Annotated in this window: 17 protein-coding genes; 7 read left to right on the plus strand and 10 right to left on the minus strand. The window is 71.9% G+C overall.

Translation table 11 applies throughout. The features are described 5' to 3' along the window. The 4 genes from DVS28_RS06685 to DVS28_RS06700 all read right to left on the minus strand — a co-directional run bounded on the left by DVS28_RS06685 (position 1) and on the right by DVS28_RS06700 (position 3,835). On the minus strand, positions 1-1,545 hold the full coding sequence (locus tag DVS28_RS06685; protein WP_114590770.1) for a DEAD/DEAH box helicase: 1,545 nt from the start codon (positions 1,543-1,545) through the stop codon (positions 1-3). A gap of 30 nt (positions 1,546-1,575) precedes the next feature. Further along, the gene (locus DVS28_RS06690) at positions 1,576-2,262 is read right to left on the minus strand and encodes a metal-dependent hydrolase (protein WP_114590771.1); all 687 of its coding nucleotides are present in this window, start codon (positions 2,260-2,262) and stop codon (positions 1,576-1,578) included. Positions 2,263-2,324: 62 nt separating this feature from the next. Further along, positions 2,325-2,972 carry a hypothetical protein gene (locus DVS28_RS06695; protein ID WP_114590772.1) on the minus strand — a complete coding sequence of 216 codons (648 nt, stop codon included), beginning with the start codon at positions 2,970-2,972 and terminating at the stop codon, positions 2,325-2,327. A gap of 44 nt (positions 2,973-3,016) precedes the next feature. Then, complete coding sequence (locus tag DVS28_RS06700) at positions 3,017-3,835, minus strand: thioesterase family protein (RefSeq protein WP_114590773.1); 819 nt, start codon at positions 3,833-3,835, stop codon at positions 3,017-3,019. 89 nt (positions 3,836-3,924) lie between these two features. On the opposite strand from DVS28_RS06700, the gene DVS28_RS06705 reads away from it, so the two are divergent. From DVS28_RS06705 to DVS28_RS06725, 5 genes are all read left to right on the plus strand, one after another. After that, on the plus strand, positions 3,925-5,337 hold the full coding sequence (locus DVS28_RS06705) for a sensor histidine kinase (protein WP_164710028.1): 1,413 nt from the start codon (positions 3,925-3,927) through the stop codon (positions 5,335-5,337). A gap of 11 nt (positions 5,338-5,348) precedes the next feature. Then, complete coding sequence (gene selD, locus DVS28_RS06710; RefSeq protein ID WP_114590775.1) at positions 5,349-6,410, plus strand: selenide, water dikinase SelD; 1,062 nt, start codon at positions 5,349-5,351, stop codon at positions 6,408-6,410. Positions 6,411-6,420: 10 nt separating this feature from the next. Next, entirely contained in the window at positions 6,421-6,873 is a 453-nt protein-coding gene (locus DVS28_RS06715; protein WP_216826445.1) for a M67 family metallopeptidase, read from the plus strand. A 72-nt stretch (positions 6,874-6,945) separates the two neighbouring features. Further along, complete coding sequence (locus tag DVS28_RS06720) at positions 6,946-7,224, plus strand: ubiquitin-like small modifier protein 1 (RefSeq protein WP_114590777.1); 279 nt, start codon at positions 6,946-6,948, stop codon at positions 7,222-7,224. A 10-nt stretch (positions 7,225-7,234) separates the two neighbouring features. After that, positions 7,235-8,173, plus strand: a complete 939-nt coding sequence (locus DVS28_RS06725; protein WP_114590778.1) for a PLP-dependent cysteine synthase family protein — start codon at positions 7,235-7,237, stop codon at positions 8,171-8,173. Positions 8,174-8,186: 13 nt separating this feature from the next. Here the strand turns inward: DVS28_RS06725 and DVS28_RS06730 are convergent, their stop codons facing one another. From DVS28_RS06730 to DVS28_RS06745, 4 genes are all read right to left on the minus strand, one after another. Continuing rightward, on the minus strand, positions 8,187-8,660 hold the full coding sequence (locus DVS28_RS06730) for a hypothetical protein (protein WP_114590779.1): 474 nt from the start codon (positions 8,658-8,660) through the stop codon (positions 8,187-8,189). A gap of 50 nt (positions 8,661-8,710) precedes the next feature. Beyond that, entirely contained in the window at positions 8,711-9,661 is a 951-nt protein-coding gene (locus DVS28_RS06735; protein ID WP_216826446.1) for a MaoC/PaaZ C-terminal domain-containing protein, read from the minus strand. Between the two features lie 7 nt (positions 9,662-9,668). After that, positions 9,669-11,018 (minus strand): 3-oxoacyl-ACP reductase, encoded by a 1,350-nt coding sequence (locus tag DVS28_RS06740; protein WP_114590780.1) that lies wholly within the window; start codon positions 11,016-11,018, stop codon positions 9,669-9,671. Positions 11,019-11,173: 155 nt separating this feature from the next. After that, positions 11,174-12,469: an acetyl-CoA C-acetyltransferase gene (locus tag DVS28_RS06745; protein WP_216826447.1), complete on the minus strand. Its 1,296-nt coding sequence runs from the start codon at positions 12,467-12,469 to the stop codon at positions 11,174-11,176. 148 nt (positions 12,470-12,617) lie between these two features. On the opposite strand from DVS28_RS06745, the gene DVS28_RS06750 reads away from it, so the two are divergent. Further along, a complete protein-coding gene (locus DVS28_RS06750) occupies positions 12,618-13,928 on the plus strand; it encodes an acyl-CoA dehydrogenase family protein (protein WP_114590782.1) in 1,311 nt (436 codons plus the stop codon). A gap of 74 nt (positions 13,929-14,002) precedes the next feature. After that, entirely contained in the window at positions 14,003-15,208 is a 1,206-nt protein-coding gene (locus DVS28_RS06755) for an acyl-CoA dehydrogenase family protein (protein ID WP_114590783.1), read from the plus strand. Positions 15,209-15,290: 82 nt separating this feature from the next. Here the strand turns inward: DVS28_RS06755 and DVS28_RS06760 are convergent, their stop codons facing one another. Both DVS28_RS06760 and DVS28_RS06765 read right to left on the minus strand, forming a co-directional pair. Further along, entirely contained in the window at positions 15,291-16,199 is a 909-nt protein-coding gene (locus DVS28_RS06760; protein ID WP_114590784.1) for a metal-dependent hydrolase, read from the minus strand. After that, on the minus strand, positions 16,196-17,959 hold the full coding sequence (locus tag DVS28_RS06765) for an SDR family oxidoreductase (RefSeq protein WP_114590785.1): 1,764 nt from the start codon (positions 17,957-17,959) through the stop codon (positions 16,196-16,198). Before DVS28_RS06765 ends, DVS28_RS06760 begins: the two co-directional genes overlap by 4 nt. Between the last annotated feature and the right edge of the window lie 61 nt (positions 17,960-18,020).

Below are 18,020 nucleotides of genomic sequence, written 5' to 3' on the forward strand. Positions count from 1 at the left end.
TCAGCGGCCCAGCTGCCCCAGGTCGATCGTGCGCACCGACTGTGCGACGTCGATGACCTCGTTGATGAAGTCCTCCTGCGCCCCGTGCTTGGGGTCCTCACGGGTGTCGACGGCGAAGGCCACCAGTAGCCGGGCGGCCCGACCGTCGTCCTTCAGCCGAAGGACCCGTCCCAGCCGCTGGATCATCTGCCGCCGTGTCCGGAACGCGGCCAGCACGAGCGCCAGCTCGGCATCGGGCACGTCGACCCCTTCGTCCAGCACCCGGGGGGCCACGACGACCTGGAGGTTGCCGTTGCGGAACTGCGCCAGGCGGATCCGACGCTTGTCCTTCGCGAGGTCGCCGTGGATCTCCTCGGCGGGAACGCCGTGGCGCCGCAGCGCGACGGCCGCGAGCTCGGCCTGCTCGACGGTGTCGGTGAAGACCAGCCCCCGCGTGCCGTCGGTCGCCAGCGACGGCGCAAGGGCATGGACGACCTGCAGCTTGGCGTCGGCCTGTGCCGCCACGTCTCGACGACGGCGCAGGGCGGACAGGAACGCGCGTGCGGCCACGACCTCGCGCCGGACCTTGGTGTTGGGCCTGCCCTCGGCACCGGCGGACAGCGCCGCGGCCGCGGCGATCAGCTCCAGCGGAGACTTCGGCAGCCCGTGGGCGACCAGCTCCTTGCGGTGCTGCCGGACCTGCCCGTCGGCGTTGTCGTAGGCGGACCGTTCACCGTCGGTCAGGGGCACGCCCACGAAGGTGATGTCGAACGGGGCGATGACCCCGTCGGCGGCGGCGTCGGCGAAGGAGTAGGCCTGCACGACGCCGCCGAAGTAGGGCGCCAGCACCTCCACCAGGCCCTCGTCGTTTCGTTCGTAGGTCGCCGTGAGCGCCAACCGCATCGCGAACGCTGGCTTCAGCGCCTCGCCCCAGGTGGGCGCCCCGTAGCGGTGGGCTTCGTCGGCCACCAGCAGTCCGACGGCCCCCGCGGGGAGGTCCACGGGCAGCGCGGCCGCGGAGTGCGGGGTGGCGATGACCACATGGTGGTCGTGCAGGTCGTCGGCCCGGCCGCCACCCAGCTGGCCGACGCGTGCACCGGGGACCAGCTCGTGCAGCTGGCGTTGCCACTGCGTCAGCAGGTCCAGCGTGGGCACGATGACCAGCGCACGGCCGTCCTGCGCCAGGCAGGCCCTGATGGCGGCGATGGCCAGCCGGGTCTTGCCGGTCCCTGTCACCGCCTCGACCACGCCGCTGCAGCCGGCCTGTGCCCACGCCGCGAAGGCCGCGATCTGCCAGTCGCGCAGGGCAAGGCCATCGAGTGGCCCGTTGGACGGCACGACCGGCGCCTCGGGAGCGGTGGCCGCGGGTTCGTCCAGCAGGATCCAGGTCGGTTTGCCCAGCACGTCCTCGCGGTGGAACCGTGCGTCCCTGACCAGCGCGCGCTCGAGCACCGCTCGCGAGGCCGAGACACCCGACGCTTTCACCGCCCTGACCAGCCTGGGCGTGGGCAGGCCGTCGGGGTTGTCGGCCAGCAGTTCGGCAGCCACGTCTTCCACGGTTCGCATCCCGGAGGACGCTACCCGTGGGCTGTGACATCAAGGTTGACCACCGACATCGACGCCGTGCGCCCAGAGCAGCGCCCGTACCGCCAGGCCGAAGGCGGCCGCGGCCAGCAGCACGGTGACGACGTCCTCGACCACGCCCGCAGTCCGGAACACGCCCACGCCGAACCGGCGACGCAGCGGCCAGAGGAGCGGCACGCCGTCCGGGGTCAACAGGTCCCCGACGACATGCGCCAGCATTCCGCCCGCCACCGCAACGGTGAACCAGCCACCCACCGGGACCCGACCGGTGAGGACCAGCGCCGCCGACCCGGCCGCGGCCGCCAGGAAGCCCACCAGCGAGGCCCGGCCCCCGAAGGACTCCGCGAGGAGCGGACCCGCGACGGCGACGAGCACGGCCACGATCGCCGCGGCCGGGACGACGGCGCCCGGGTCGACCACGAACAGCTGGACCGCCGACCCCGCGGCCGCGACGAACAGCAGGCTGTGGGTCGCCTGTCGATGCCCTCCCGCGAGCATCCTGACGACCGACCCCAAGGCGCGCGTGGTCAGCCCCCCGCTCCGGCTGATCGTCGATCCGGGATGGTCGAGGTCGGGAGCCGTCGCCGCCCCGGCGCTCAGCAGGGTGCCCACCACCACGGCAGCGGGAGCGATCGACAGCGTCGGCGCCACCGCGAGGAACGCAGCGGCACCGGACAGGGCATGGCCCCTGGCCTGCATCAGGCCACGGAGCGAGGGGTGTTGGCGGTCACGCCCACCAGTGTGGTCGTGGGGTGTGACGCTCAGCTCGCGGGCAGCGACCAGGTCGTGGGCGGATCGTCGTCGGTGTCCCAGGAAGCGGTGCCTGACGGGCCGTCCCCGCTCGCACCCGAGCAGCGCAGCCGGACGATCTCCGTCACGAGCACGGCCACGGCGACGACCCACAGCACCAGGCCGGACGCCCAGGCCAGCCGTGCGAGGTCCTCGGCCGCCCACATCGCATCCAGGTGGCGCGGCCCGAGCAGCGTGCCCCAGTCGTGCACGCCGCCGATCAGCGGCAGCCGCTGGTGGGGCGCATCGGCGATGTAGACCGACGCGTCCTGGGTCGACGTCGCCGCCCAGCCGAGCGCGAGCGCTGCCCCGAGTCGATCCCTCGACCGCCACCACAGGCCGGCGGCCACCAGCAGGGGCACCATCACCTGGGTGCCGCTGCCCATGGTCAGCATCCCTGCACGCGGCAACCAGGCGAAGGCGACGTGGCCGAACTCGTGCACGGCCAGGTCGATCCAGCCGAGCACCGGCACCCTCGTGCCACGCACGAACGCGTACCAGCCGAGCAGCACCACGACGGGCAGGCCGATGGCGTGATGCCACCACTCCCGCTCCGGCGCCGTCGGCCAGAACCCACCACGACGGGTCGTGGTGGCGGGCACGGGGCGGGAGAGGTCCACGGCCTGTTCATCGGCACACCGACGTCAGACGTTGAACGAGCCGTTCAGGTCGGCCGATCCGCGAGCAGCGACTGGCTCGCCCGACCCACCGGTCCGTCCAGGTCGTGGAGGATCGAGTGGGCGTGGCCGATGCCGTGGTCGGTCAGGACGGTGTGGGCATCCAGGCCGATCCACTCACCCTGCGGTTGGCGGGTCAGGTGCACCGTCAGGTCGACGTTGACGAACAGGCCGTCCTCGCCCAGGGCGGTGCCGGGACCGCTGCGGGCCGACACCCCGTTGCCCGAGTCCGCGGACACCAGCAGGCGGTCCGTTCCCGTCGGGTCCTCGTCCGCCAGCAGCCGCACGGGCATGCGCATCCACGCGCGCGCAGGGCCGGGGACCTCCCAGCCGCCCTCGACGAAGCGCGACTCCATCGTGGACACGTATCCCCCCGCTGGAACCTGCTTGAAGAACCCGGTCGACCGGGCGAACCCGTCGGGCCCCGGCATCGCCTCGCCCTCGATCCCGACACCGAGGTCCAGGGGTGCGGTGCGGATCCGCCACTCCGCAGCGGTCATGACGACCGTGCCGTCGGCGTCGGTGAGCTCGGCCCCGACGAGCTCGACCTTCCTGCCCGGTCGTTGCACCCAGGTCCGGACCGACAGCCGTCCGAGCGGCACGGGACGGAGGATCTCGAAGCCGATCCGGGTGGTGATCCGGTCCTCGGGATCGTGGTGTCGTCGCATGGCCGCGTGCATCAGCGCCGACGGCGGGCCGGCATGCAGGGCGCCCGGGTCCCACGGGCCGACGGCGACGTCGTTGGCGGCGGCCACGAGGGACGAGGCGTCGTCGTCGAGCGGCGTGAAGAAGGCGTCTGCGGTCATCGGCCGGAGCGTAGCGACCTGCGGAACTAGTGCGAAGGGGCAGCACGCTCGAGCGTGACTTCCCCGCTGCGGTGGGTGAGGATGGCAGGGTGCAGCGGCCCGCGTCTGCTCGCGCCACCCCGACGCGCGACACACGTCGACGTCTGGGGGAGCTCCTTCCCCGAGGCGGGACGCTCGACGCCCACCGGACCGGTCGACGGCATCGTGCGGTGCTCCTCGTCGGCCTCGTGTGTGCCGCCGTGCCGCTGTTGTCGGGTCTCGCGGTCGGCGCTGGTGTCCTGCCGGGACTGGCCGCCAGCGCGGTCGTCGTCACCATGGTCACGGCTGCGACGGCGATGGGGGATCGGCTGGCCGCCCGCACGCTGGCCGCCGCCGCGCTCGGCGTCGTCCCGCTCGCCTCCTGGATCGCCACCGACGGAGCCGACGGGGTGCTGCTGAGCAGCGCCGTCCTCCTCGGGGTGGTGGCGCTGTACCAGGAACACCGTCCCTACGTCGTCGCGGCCACGAGCGCCGCCCTCGGCGTGGGGATCGCCGCGATCGGCCCCGCCCTGGGCGTGGTCTCCTCCTCCGCGACCCTGGCCGCCACCCAGCCCATCGCCTTCGTGGGCGGGCAGCTGCTCCTCCTCCTGGCTGCGGTGGCCCTGCACCTGCTCTGGTGGCGCTTCAGCGAGGCGGACCAGCTGGTCGGCGAGGCGTCCATGCAGGAGATGGTCGCCGTGCAGCGCAGCATGCTGTCACGCATGCAGGACACCGAACGGCTGAAGGACGAGCTCCTGGCCGTCGTCAGCCACGAGTTCCGCACCCCCCTGACGGCCATCATCGGGTTCTCCCAGACCCTGCGTCGGTCGGCCTCGATGGGGCAGCTGCCCGCCGAGATGGTCGAGCTGTCCGCGGACCGCATCGAACGCAACGGCCTGCGCCTGTCACGGCTGATCGGCAACATGCTGGCCGCGACGATGGACGTCGAGCCGCACACCGAGCGGTACTTCCCGATCAGCGCGACCATCGAACGGCTGGTCGAGGAGTTCGGCGGCGATGACGACGGCACCACCGAGGTCGAGGTCGACGTCCCCGAGGACATGACGGCGCGGATGTCGCGGGAGCACCTCCGGCTGCTGCTCGGCAACCTGGTGGACAACGGGATGAAGTTCGCCGACCCGGGCACCCCGCTGCGTATCAGGGGCAGGGTCGCCGGCGACGAGATCGCCCTGGTCTTCACCAACAACGGACCAGAGGTCCCCGAGCACATGCGCGAGCAGATCTTCGCCCGCTTCGTGCAGGTCGACCTGTCCGACACCCGTCCCCACGACGGCATCGGCCTCGGCCTGCACGTCGTCCGCAAGCTCTGCGACGCGCACGGCGGATCGCTGGAGCTGCGCTGCCAGGACGGCCTCGTCGTGCTCGGCGTGACCCTCCCGGCGGGGCCGGCGAGGGTCGTGGGCGTGGTCGGGGAGTCCGACGAGCCGCCCGTCGATGCCCGGACGGCACACCACCGGGCATAGGCTCCCGGGCCATGACCCGCCGCTTGACCGAGTTCAGCCACGGCGCCGGGTGTGGATGCAAGATCGGCCCCGGCCAGCTCGCCGACATCCTCGCCCGCGTCGCCCCGCCCCGCCACCCCGACCTGCTCGTCGGCACCGACGCCGGAGACGACGCCGCGGTCTGGCGCCTGTCGGATGACCGAGCCCTCGTCGCCACCACCGACTTCTTCACGCCCATCGTCGACGACGCACGGACCTGGGGGCGGATCGCCGCCACCAACGCCGCCAGCGATGTCTACGCGATGGGTGGACGGCCGCTGTTCGCCCTCAACCTCGTCGCCTGGCCCACCGACGCGCTCGGCAACGACGTGCTGGCGGAGGTGCTGGCAGGGGGCGCCGACGCCGCGGCCGAAGGCGGCTGGATGGCCGTCGGCGGCCACTCCATCGACGATGCCGAACCCAAGTACGGCCAGGCCGTCATCGGTGAGGTGCATCCCGATCGGGTGCTGACCAACGCCGGGCTGCGACCGGGCGACCACCTGGTGCTGACCAAGGCGCTCGGCACCGGGGTCATCACCACCGCCGTCAAGCTCGGCACGCCCACCCCGGGGGCCCTGGATGCCGCTGTGGCCTCGATGTGCACCCTCAACGCCGACGCTGCTGCCGCCGCCCAGGGGGCCAACGCGTCGGCGTGCACCGACGTCACCGGTTTCGGGCTGCTCGGCCACCTCCGCAAGATGCTGGATGCCAGCGGGGTCGCCGCCACCGTGTGGGCCGACCGGGTGCCTGCCCTGCCCGGCGCGATGGAGGGGCTTGCGGACGGGATGATCTCCGGGGGCACCCGACGCAACCACGCGTGGGTGGAGGAGCGGTTGGTGGTGACCGAGGGGGTCACCGACGGCGACGTCATGCTCCTGGCCGACGCGCAGACGTCCGGGGGACTGCTGTTCGGTGCCACGGCCGACCGGGCCGCCGAGGCGGTCCGCTGGTTGGTCGAACGGGGCCATCCGGCGGCCGTGGTGGGCATCGTGACCGACGACGTGGCCGGCAGGATCACCATCGCCCGAGACGGGTCGACGCCTGCAGCCGGGTAGCCTGCCGTCGATGACTGTTGCGCCCATGAACGGCACCCTGGACCTGCCGCCACACATCCGCGACGAGATGGTCGCGCATGCCCGCAGCGACACGCCCTTCGAGACCTGTGGCCTGCTGGCAACCGACGCCGAGGGACGCATCGCCGGCCACTGGCCCGTCCCCAACGCCGACCGGTCGATGACGTGGTTCCGCATGGAGCCCAAGGCACAGCTGAAGGCCATGCGCGAGATGGACGACGAGGACCTGGAGTGGGCCGCCATCTGGCACTGCCACACCCACACCGAGGCCTACCCCTCGCCGACCGACATCGAGCAGTCGGCGTACTGGCCGGGGATCGTGGCGATCATCGTCAGCCTGCAGGACCCCGAGCCGGTCATCCGGGCCTACGACATCACCGATGGACAGGTCAGCGAACGAGTTCTCACCGTTGCGCAGGAAGCCCAGCCGCAGGGCCCGCGTTAACGTCGTAAACCGTTCACCACGCAGGCCCACCACACCCCGGTACGGGCCGCGCGACCACGAAAGGCACCACCCATGGCCGTCACGGTCCGCATCCCCACAGTCCTTCGCAAGCACACCGGCGGCGAGAAGGCCGTCCAGGGCGACGGCGCCACCCTCAAGGCGCTCATCGACGACCTCTCGACCCGCTACGGCGGCCTGACCGAAGCCGTCACCGCCGACGACGGACAGCTCGCGAAGTTCGTCAACGTCTACCTCAACGACGAGGACGTGCGCTTCCTCGACGGCGCCGACACCGCGCTGTCCGACGGCGACGAGATCGCGATCCTGCCGGCAGTCGCTGGCGGCTGCTAGCCCCTCCACCGTGCTCGCCCGCTCGATCGCCGATGCCGTCGGCCGCACGCCCCTGGTGCGGCTGCCGAACCTGTCCCCGGACGGGTACGAGATCCACCTCAAGCTCGAGGGGCACAACCCGACCGGGTCCATCAAGGACCGGGTCGCCAAGTACCTGATCGAGTCCGCCGAGCGGCAGGGGCTGCTCCACGAGGGGTCCCGCATCCTCGAGCCCACGTCGGGCAACACCGGGATCGCCCTGGCCGCCCTCTGCGCACCGCGGGGGTACAAGCTGACCTGCGTCATGCCGGAGAACACCTCCGAGGAACGGCGGCAGATCCTCGAGCTGTTCGGGGTCGACATCGTCCTGTCGCCGGCCAACGAGGGGTCCAACGGCTCGGTCCGGGTGGCCCGTGAGATGGCCGCGGCCGACAGCGACCTCTACATGCCGTTCCAGTACGGCAACCAGGCCAACCCGCAGGCGCACTACGAGACGACCGGCCCCGAGATCCTCGCCGACCTGCCCGACGTCACGGCGTTCGTTGCCGGGCTCGGCACCGGCGGGACCGTCACCGGCGTGGGGAAGCGGCTGAAGGCCCACGACCCCGACATCAAGGTCTACGCCGCCGAACCGCAGTACGGCGACCTCGTCTACGGCCTCCGCAACCTCGACGAGGGCTATGTGCCCGAGGTCCTCGACCAGTCGGTGCTCGACAGCCGCATCAAGGTCGATTCGCTGAAGGCGCTTCGCGCGACCCGTGCGCTCGCCGCTGAGGAGGGCATCTTCGCCGGGGTGTCCACCGGCGCCTCGCTGGCCGTGGCGATCCGTGTCTGCGGTCGCCTGCCGAAGGGGTCGAAGGTCGTCGCGATCTCCCCGGACGGTGGCTGGAAGTACCTCTCCACCGGCGCCTACGCCGGCGGCAACGTCGAGGACATCGCCGAGTCGCTGGCCGACACCCTCTGGGCCTGAGCGGCAGGCGGGATCAGCCGGCCGCGAGGCCGGCGTCACGCAACCGTTCGTCGTATCGGCTGCGGTCGGTGTCGCTCGCCGGATAGCGGGTCAGGCGGACACGCCGCCCGCCTGCGTCGGCGTACAACCGGTGGGTGGTCACCGGCGTACGGCCGCCTCCACGCACGGTCTCCCACCGCAGGCCGTCGATGGCGGCCCAGGGCAGCACACGTGGTCCACCACCCGGCGGCCTCGGTCCCGGTCGGCGCAGCCCGTCGGGTCCCAGCACGACCGCGGCAGAGCGCCAGCGCGCCGCCAGCCACAGCCATATGGCCACGGCGAGCCCGACGGCCAGCCAGCCCTCCCGCGGGTTCTCCGGCACCAGCAGGATGGCGATGGTGCCGGGGATCGCCATGGCGACCAGGACGATCAGGGCCGAGGCGCCGGCGGAGCGGATGGCCCACGGCTGGCGCAGGACCACGCGGCGGTCGAACGGGGGAGGGCGCATCGCCTCGAGAGCTTGCCAGCCCGTCCGTTCGTCCGCCGCGTGGGCGCGTCTCAGGCCCTGGGTGTGACGGTGCCCGCCAGGTGCGGCTTGCCGTCGCGGCTGCGGACGCCGAAGGCCCAGCCGCCGTCGGTGCGCTGGGTGGCGTACTCCACCGTGCGGGGCAGCAGGAGCGGCAGCTTGAACGCCACGTCGATCTCGCAGGCCGCGGGGATGCCGCCCTCGAGGCCGGCCAGCGCCCGTGCCTTGGTCCACATGCCGTGGGCGATCGCCTTCGGGAAGCCGAACGCCTTGGCGGTCAGGCCCGACATGTGGATGGGGTTGCGGTCGCCCGACACGGCGCCGTACCGACGGCCGATGTCGCCGGGGACGCGCCACAACCCGGTGAGGGGCAGGGTTGCGACCTCGACGTCCACGTTGCTGCCCGAGGCGGCCTCGTCGGCGCCCGACCCTCGCTTGAGGTAGGTGCTGGTGGACTCCCACACCGGCACGCCGCCTGCGGTGGCGACGACGACGTTGTCCATCTGCTGCCCCTTGGGGTGGGGCCGCAGGTTCGTGACCGACGCGGTCAGCTCCAGCGCCTCGTCGATGCCGACGGGACGGTGCTGGGTGATGCGGTTGGCGACGTGCACCATCCCCATCAAGCCGAACGGGAAGTCCTCACGGGTCATCAGCTGCACCGACAGGGGGAACCCCAGCATGTGCAGGTAGGTGGGTGGCAGGGTCGAGCCCAGTCGGAACCCGCACACCTCGGCGTAGGACGCCAGGTGGTCGAGGTCGACGGTGGCGTCGTGCAGCACGACGGTGGTGTCGGGCAGCGTCCGGTCGCCCTTGCTGCCGCCGCGTCCGGGCAGCGGCAGGGCCCCCGCGGCAACCTTCGCCAGCATGGGCGTCAGGTCGGGCGGGCTGTCGAGCTCGATGACCGTCGGGGTCGGCTCGGGACCGGTCGCTGGGGAAGCGTCCGTCGGGGCAGGGTCGGTCGGGGAAGCGGTCGAATCAGTCACGAGCCGATCACGCCCCCAGCAGGTTCTGGCCGCACACGCGGACGGTGGTGCCGTTGAGCCACGCGGCGTCGGGACCGGCGAAGAAGCCGATCGTCTCGGCGACGTCCACGGGCTGGCCGCCCTGGGAGAGGCTGTTCAGCCGGCGGCCGACCTCACGGGTGGCGACCGGCATGGCGTCGGTCATCTTGGTCTCGATGAACCCGGGCGCCACCGCGTTGATGGTGATGCCGCGGTCGGCCAGCGTCGGGCCGAGGGCCGCCACGTGCCCGATGACGCCCGCCTTGGAGGCGGCGTAGTTTGACTGGCCACGGTTGCCGGCGATGCCCGACATCGACGACACGCAGACGATGCGCGCACCGGGCTCAAGCACGTCGGCGGCCAGCAGCGCGTCGTTGATCCGCTCGATGGCCGACAGGTTGATGTCGAGGACCATGTTCCAGCGCTTCTCGTCCATGCCCGCCATCGTCTTGTCGCGGGTGACGCCGGCGTTGTGGACGACGATGTCGATGCCGCCGTGGCGTTCGGTGGCGTGGTCGATGATGGTCCGGGCCGCGTCGTCGGCGGTGATGTCGACCTGCAGCGCGGTGCCGCCGACGTCGTTGGCGACCCTCGCCAGGTCGTCGCCGGCGGACGGCAGGTCCAGGCAGACGACGGTCGCGCCGTCGCGGGCCAGGGTGCGGGCGATCGCCGCGCCGATGCCCCGTGCGGCACCGGTCACGACCGCGACCTTGCCGGCGTGCGGGCGGTCGATGTCCTCGGGGACGACCGGCGGGTGTTCGGTGCGCGGGCCGACGGTGAACCGCTGACCCGACACGAACGCCGAGCGGCCACTCAGCAGGAAGCGCAGCGGCGAACCGACGCCCGCCTCGGCGCCCGGGTGCACCTCGACCAGGTTGGCGGTGCCACCGGCCCGCAGCTCCTTGGCGATGGAGCGGACGAAGCCCTCCAGGCTGCGCTGGGCGGTGTGCTCGGCCGGGGTGTCGGTTGCGGTGGGCACGGTGCCCAGCACGACGACGCGGGCGCTGCCGCCGAGGCGACGGATGGTCGTGTGGAAGAAGTCGTACAGGCCGACCAGCTGGTCGCTGGAGGTCAGGCCGGTCGCGTCGAAGACGAGGGCCGCGTAGCGCGGGGTGTCCTCGGCGTCGGCGAGCTCGGTGTGGACGTCGATGTCGGCGGCGGACAGGGCCTTGTTGACGACCTCGCGCAGCCGGCCGTCACCGCCGAGCAGCACCGGACCCTCCAGGAGGGGCTGGCCGGGCTCGTGGCGGCGCAGGGTCGAGGGCTTGGGCAGGCCGACGAGGTCGGCCAGCTTCTCACCGATCTGGGAGTTGACGAACTGGGTGTAGCGATCTGCCATGGCTGTGTGCTCCTCGGGTGGGGGAGTGCGTGTCGGGTTCCTGCGACGGGCGGCCCAGGATCCGACACGCGTCGGGTGTGCGTGGGGTGCCGGGCGGGACGCGTGTCGGGCTTCTGCGACGGGTGGCCCAGAACCCGACACGCGGGGTGGAGGGGTTACGCCCGCTCGACGATGGCGACCAGGCCGTTGCCGCCGGCCGCGCAGACGCTGATGAGGGCGCGACCGCCGTTGGCCCAGTCGTCGCGCTCGGCCAGCAGCTTGGCGGTGGTCGCCACGATGCGGGCGCCGGTGGCGGCGAAGGGGTGGCCGGTCGCCAGCGACGAACCAGCGACGTTCAGCTTGTCCATGTCGATGGTGCCGAGGGTGTCGTCCAGGCCCAGCTTCTCGGTGCAGAACGTCTTGTCGTCCCACGCCGCCAGCGTCGACAGGACCGTCGAGGCGAACGCCTCGTGGATCTCGTAGAGGTCGAAGTCCTGCAGGGACAGGCCGTTGCGGGCCAGCATCCGGGGGACGGCGTAGGCGGGGGCCATCAGCAGGCCCTCGTGGCCGTGCACGTAGTCCACGGCCGCGGACTCGGCGTCGACGAAGCGGGCCAGGACCGGCAGGTCGTGCTCGGCCGCCCACTCGCGGGTCGAGAGCAGCACGGCGGCGGCGCCGTCGGTCAGGGGAGTGGAGTTGGCCGCCGTCATGGTGCCGGTCTCGCGGTCACCGAAGGCCGGCTTGAGGGTTGCCAGCTTCTCCACGTTGCTGTCGGGCCGCAGGTTGTTGTCCTTCGACAGGCCCAGGAACGGGGTCATCAGGTCGTCGAAGAACCCGCGGTCGTAGGCGGCCGCCAGGTTGCGGTGGCTGGCCACGGCGAGCTCGTCCTGTGCCTCGCGGGAGATGCCCCACTCGGCGGTGGTGATGGCCTGGTGGTCGCCCATGGCCATGCCCGTGCGGGCCTCGGCGTTGCGGGGGATCTCCGGCACGATCTGGTCGGGCCGCAGGCTGCCGAGCAGCTTGACGTAGTCCATCGGCCCCTTGGCGCGGTTGGCCTCCATCAGGACGTGGCGGAGGTCCTCGTTCAGGGCCACCGGCGCGTCGGACGTCGTGTCGACGCCGCAGGCGATACCGGAATCGACCTGTCCGAGGCGGATCTTGTTGGCCACGGCGATGGTGGCCTCCAGGGAGGTGTCGCAGGCCTTCTGGATGTCGAAGGCGGGCGTCTCGGGCGACAGGGCGCTGCCGAGCACCGACTCGCGGACGAGGTTGAAGTCGCGGGCGTGCTTGAGCACCGCGCCACCGGCCACCTCACCCAGGCGCTGGCCGGCCAGCCCGAAGCGAGCGACGAGGCCGTCGAGGGCCGCGGTCAGCATGTCCTGGTTGCTGGCCTTGCTGTACGCGGTGTTGGAACGGGCGAACGGGATGCGGTTGCCGCCGACGATCACGGCGTCCCGGGGAGTCTGGCTCACGGGTGTGCTCCTTGACTTGACATGGGGTGGACCTGTTGCTGTAACCTGCGGTAACGCTACCGTTGGTAGCACCCTTCGACCAAATCGGGGTCGGGGTGCATGTACCCGGCCTTCTGGAGGATCCCACATGAGCTTGGCAGGAGATGGAATGGGCTTGGCCCTTGGTGGCCTGCGCCGCCTGGCCAGCAGCGAGCTGCTGGACCGCTACGGCCTGCGCGAGCGGGTCGAGGCGCTGGTCCAGTCCAGCACCCGCAACGGCTTCACCGCTGCGGTCGGCGCCGGCCGGCAGTTCGCGAAAGCCAGCAAGGCCATCAACGGCGGCAAGGCCGCCCGGCAGGCCCCGGTCGAGGGCGGCGGCAAGGTGCTGTTCGACCTGACCCCCGACGAGGAGCAGCAGATGCTCGTGGAGGGGTTCGTCGACTTCGCCGAGACCCACCTGCGTCCTGCCGCCCGCGAGGCCGACGACGGCTGCGCCACCCCCGACAAGCTGCGGGCGATGGCCACCGAGATGGGCGCCATGGTCCTGGGCATCCCCAGCGACCTCGGCGGGGTCGTCGACGAACGCTCCGCCGTCACCAGCGTCCTGGCGCTGGAGGCCATGGCCGCCGGCGACATGGGACTGGCCGCCGGCATCATGGCCCCGGCCGCCGTCGCCTCGGCGCTCTCGCTGTGGGGCGACGCCGACCAGCAGGCCCGCTTCCTGCCCGCCTTCACCGAGGACAACCCGCCCACCGCGGCGCTGGCCATCAGCGAGCCGCACCCGCTGTTCGACCCGACCGTGCTGCGCACCACCGCCCGACGCGAGGGCGACGAGCTGGTCCTCGACGGCGTCAAGGCGCTCGTCGCGCACGTCGACCGCTGCGACCTCTACCTCGTCGCCGCCGACCTCCAGGGGACCGGCCCCGCGCTGGTCCTCGTCGAGGCCGGCACCCCCGGGCTGGCGGTCAAGGCCGAGCCGACCATGGGGGTGCGTGCCACTGCGTCCGGCGAGCTCCTCCTGGAAGGGGTGCGCGTCCCGGCGGCCAACCTGCTCGCCGACGGCGCCGGGGAGGTCTACAGCGAGCTGATCGCCCGCACACGCATCGCCTGGGCTGCGCTGGCCGTCGGTACCGCGCAGGCGGTCCTCGACTACGTCATCCCCTACGTGAAGGAACGCCACGCCTTCGGTGAGCCCATCGCCCACCGCCAGTCCGTCGCCTTCACCGTCGCCAACATCGGCGTGGAGCTGGAGGGCATGCGCCTGGCCACGTACCGCGCCGCATCGCTGGCCGACCAGGGCAAGCCGTTCGCCCGCGAGGCCGCGGTCGCCGCTCGCCTGGCGGAGGAGAAGGGCATGCAGATCGGCTCCGACGGCGTGCAGTTGCTCGGCGGCCACGGCTACGTCAAGGAGCACCCGGTGGAGCGGTGGTACCGCGACCTGCGCGCCGCCGCCGTCGTCGACGGGATGGTCCTGGTCTAGCACCGGACCGCGACCACACCCCCACCGCGACCACACCACCACCGCGAACACGCCCTCAACATCCGGAGGATGCAATGATCAACCTCGAAGTCCCCAAGAAGTTCACCCCGGCCATCGACCAGGCCAAGGCCGTCGCCGAGCACGTCCTGCGGCCGATCAGCCGGCAGTACGACCGTGACGAGCACACCTACGCCAAGGAGCTCGACATGCTGGCCGCCGCCATGGCCGGCATGGAGGAGTCCGGCTCCATGAAGGGCACCGGCGCCACCGGCGTGAAGCGCGAGAAGTCAACCGGCGAGAACCGCAACGCCTCAAACATGTCGACGGTCCTGTCGATCAAGGAAGCCGCCAAGGGCGACCTCGGCCTGATGCTGACCATCCCGGGCCAGGGGCTCGGCAACTCCGCGATCGCCTCGGTGGCCTCCGACGAGCAGATGGAGCGGTTCAAGGGCAAGTGGGCCGCCATGGCCATCACCGAACCCGACGCGGGCTCGGACTCCTCCGCCATCAACACCACGGCGGTCAGGGACGGCGACCACTACATCCTCAACGGCACCAAGATCTTCATCACCGCCGGCGAGCGGGCCGACCTGCTGGTCGTCTGGGCCACCCTCGACAAGGCCCTCGGCAAGACCGCCATCAAGAGCTTCGTGGTCGAGAAGGGCACCCCCGGCCTGCAGTTCGTCCGCAGCGAGGACAAGCTCGGCATCCGCGCCTCCGACACCGCCCAGTTCGTCCTCGAGGACTGCCGGGTCCCCGCCGAGAACCTGCTCGGTGACCCCGAGATCTCCGCGGGCGGTGGCTTCGCCGGCGCGATGCAGACCTTCGACAACACCCGCCCGCTGGTCGCCAGCATGGGCATCGGTGTCGCCGAGGCGTGCCTGGAACGCACCCGTGAGCTGCTGGCCGAGGCCGGCGTCGAGGTCGACTGGGACAAGCCCGCCCACAGCCAGTCCGCAGCCGCCCAGGCACTGCTGGACATGGAGGCCGACTTCGAGGCCGCCCGCCTGCTGACGCTGAAGGCCGCCTGGATGGCCGACAACGCCAAGCCCAACTCCCTGGAGGCCAGCTACGCCAAGGCGAAGGCCGGGCGGATGGTCGTCGACGTCGCGCTCCGCTGCGTCCAACTGTGCGGTCCCGTCGGCTACGGGGAGACCGAGCTGCTGGAGAAGTGGGCTCGGGACGCCAAGATCCTCGACATCTTCGAGGGCACCCAGCAGATCCAGCTGCTGATCATCGCCCGGCGACTGCTGGGCCTGTCCTCCGCCCAGCTGCGCTAGGCGGGCCGACACACGTCACGGGCGCGACCCCCTCGGGGGCCGCGCCCGTCGTCGTTCGTGGCGTCGCACACCAGAAGGCGCGTCAGCCCAGGGCCGTGATGTGGGAGGGGGACCGCGCGATGTAGTCCAGGGCTCGCTGCATGTCGCCCTCGCTCGAGGGGTGGTAGCCCGGCCGGGTGTAGCGCGGCCCCTGCAGCGCCAGCCACAGCAGCTTGGGCAGGCGGCCCTTGTCCATGCCGGCGACGTAGCCCTTCATCGGCCTGAACCGGGGTGCGTCGGGGTCCTGCCCCATCAGCACCCGGGTGCCGTCCAGCATCAGGGCGAGCAGCGTCGGGAACACGACCTGGGCGACCGCCGCGCGCAGCGGCCAGCTGCCGTTGAGGTGCTGGTAGAGGTCGAAGGCGACGGAGCGGTGCTCGACCTCCTCCGCACCGTGCCAGCGCAGCAGGTCCAGCATCACCGGGTCGGAGCCGGCCTCGTCCAGCGCGTCGGCCCTCAGGATCCAGTCACCGAGGACGGCGGTGTAGTGCTCGATCGCGGCGATGATCGCCAAGCGCACGTCGAGCCAGGCCCGCTGCAGCCGGCGGCCGGGCAGCGGATGATCGCCCAGCAGGTTGTCGAACACGATCTCCAGCCGGCGGTCGTAGCCGGAGTGGTCGATCCCATGGGCACGCAGGTGGGCCGACGCGGTCCCGTGGGCGGTGGCGTGGATGCCCTCCTGGCTCATGAACGCCCGGACCTGCTGGCGCAGCAGGTCGTCGGTGACCAGCGGCAGGGCCTGCTTCATGACCTTGACGAACCAGCGTTCCCCTGCGGGGAGGAACAGGTGGAGGCTGTTGATGACATGGGTGGAGTGGGCGTCACCGGGGATCCAGTGCAGCGGGACGTCAGCCCAGTCGAAGCGGGCACGGCGAGGGGTGGGAACGTGCGCGTCGGCGCGCGCCGTCGGCGGGGGAGGGCTGTCCTCGGTGGGGCGGGGCAGTGCGGTCATCGGGCGTCCTTGGTGCGCGAGGTGGACAGGCCCAGGGCGTCGACGGCGGACAGCCGTCGGGTCAGGGCGGGGGACAAGCGGGACAGTGCCCAGCCGACGCGGGCCTCGGGGCTGACCGGCACGATCGCGCGGTCGTGGTGGATGGCGTCGACGATGGCGGCGGCCACCCGGTCGGGGGCGTACGCCCGACGGCGGTAGAGGGCCGACGCCGTGATCCGCTTGCGGTCGGCCTCCTCGTCGTCGACGCCCACGAACGCGGTGCGGTCGGTGATGCCGGTGTCGACCACGCCCGGACAGATGGCGCTGACGCCGATGCCGTGGTCGCCGAGCTCGGTGCGCAGGACCTCCGACAGGCGGAGGACCGCGGCCTTGGTGGCCACGTAGGCGGACATGTCGCGCGCCGGTGCGTAGGCCAGCCCCGAGGAGAGGTTGACGATGTGGCCGGGAAGGCCGGCGGCGACCATCTCGGCGGCGAAGAGTCGGCTGCCGTGGATCACCCCCCACAGGTTCACCCCGAGGACGCGGTCCCAGTCAGCCGCGGTGGTGTCGAGGAACGGTCCGGTCATGCCGATGCCGGCGTTGTTGACCACCACCGTCGGCACGCCCAGCTCGGCGACGACGTCCTTGACCAGCAGGGCCATCGCGTCGCCGTCGGCCACGTCGACCACGTGGGTCGAGGCATCCACGCCGAGCGCAGCCACCTCCGCTGCGGCGCTGGTCAGTCCGTCGCCGTCGAGGTCGACGAGCGCCACCTGCGCGCCCTCACCGGCCAGGGCCAGCGCGGTGGCGCGGCCGATGCCGTTGGCCGCACCGGTGACGACGGCCACGCGTCCGCCGAGGGGTTGTCGAACCGGCGTACCGGGGCGCAGACGGCGGCGTTCCAGTCGTGGGCTGGTCACCCCGTCCTCCACATGGCGGACCAGGTCCTGCACCGCCTCGGCGATCGCGGTCGGATGGGTGCGGGGCAGCCAGTGCCCGCCGTGGATTCGCTGCAGGAACGCCTCGGGCGCAAGCTCCGCCAGCTCGTCGAACAACCCCAGGGACACGAACGGGTCCTGCGTGCCGATGACCACCTGCGTGGGCACGTGCACCGTGCTGCGCTGTGGGCGCATGACGCGGTGCAGGTTGGCGCGGTACAGCTCGACCCCGTTGGCGCCGTCCTCGGCGAGGGTGTCGGCAGGATGGCCGGCACGCGGCTCGACGTGCTCCAGCGCCTCGAGGATCCGTGCCCCCGTGCCGCCATGGAAGGCCCGTTCGGGCAGGACGGGCAGCTGGAACGCCCCGATGTACCAGGACTTCCGCAGCTGGCGAAGGGTGCGCCCCAACCGCGGGGACCCGCTGAACGTCTGGCGCAGCGCCCTCCCCGCATGGTCGAACGACGCTCCGGAGACGCACGTGAACGAGGCGATCCGTGTCGCGTGCGCTGGCAGGCAGACCGCTTCGAAGGCCTGGATGGCACCCCAGTCGTGCCCGACCACATGCACCGGCTCGTCGGGCTGGACGTGGTCGAGGACCGTGACGAGGTCCGCGGCGAGCTGCGCGAACCGGTACCCGTCGCGGCTGCGGGGCCGTCCCGAGTCACCGGCGCCACGGACGTCATAGGTGATCACCCGTGCCCAGGGCGTCATGGCGTCGATGACCTCGTCCCACACCCGGGAGGTGTCGGGAAAGCCGTGCACGAGGACGACGGTCGGTCCCTCGGTGGAGTGGCAGTCGACGGCCAGCCGGACCCCATCGGTGGCGGTCAGGGTCGTGCGCACGGCGTGGCTCCTCGAAGGTCGGCAATTCGTACCATCATCCAATGCTCCATCAAATGGTGGC

The sequence above is a fragment of the Euzebya pacifica genome, from assembly GCF_003344865.1.
Taxonomy (GTDB): Bacteria; Actinomycetota; Nitriliruptoria; order Euzebyales; family Euzebyaceae; genus Euzebya; species Euzebya pacifica.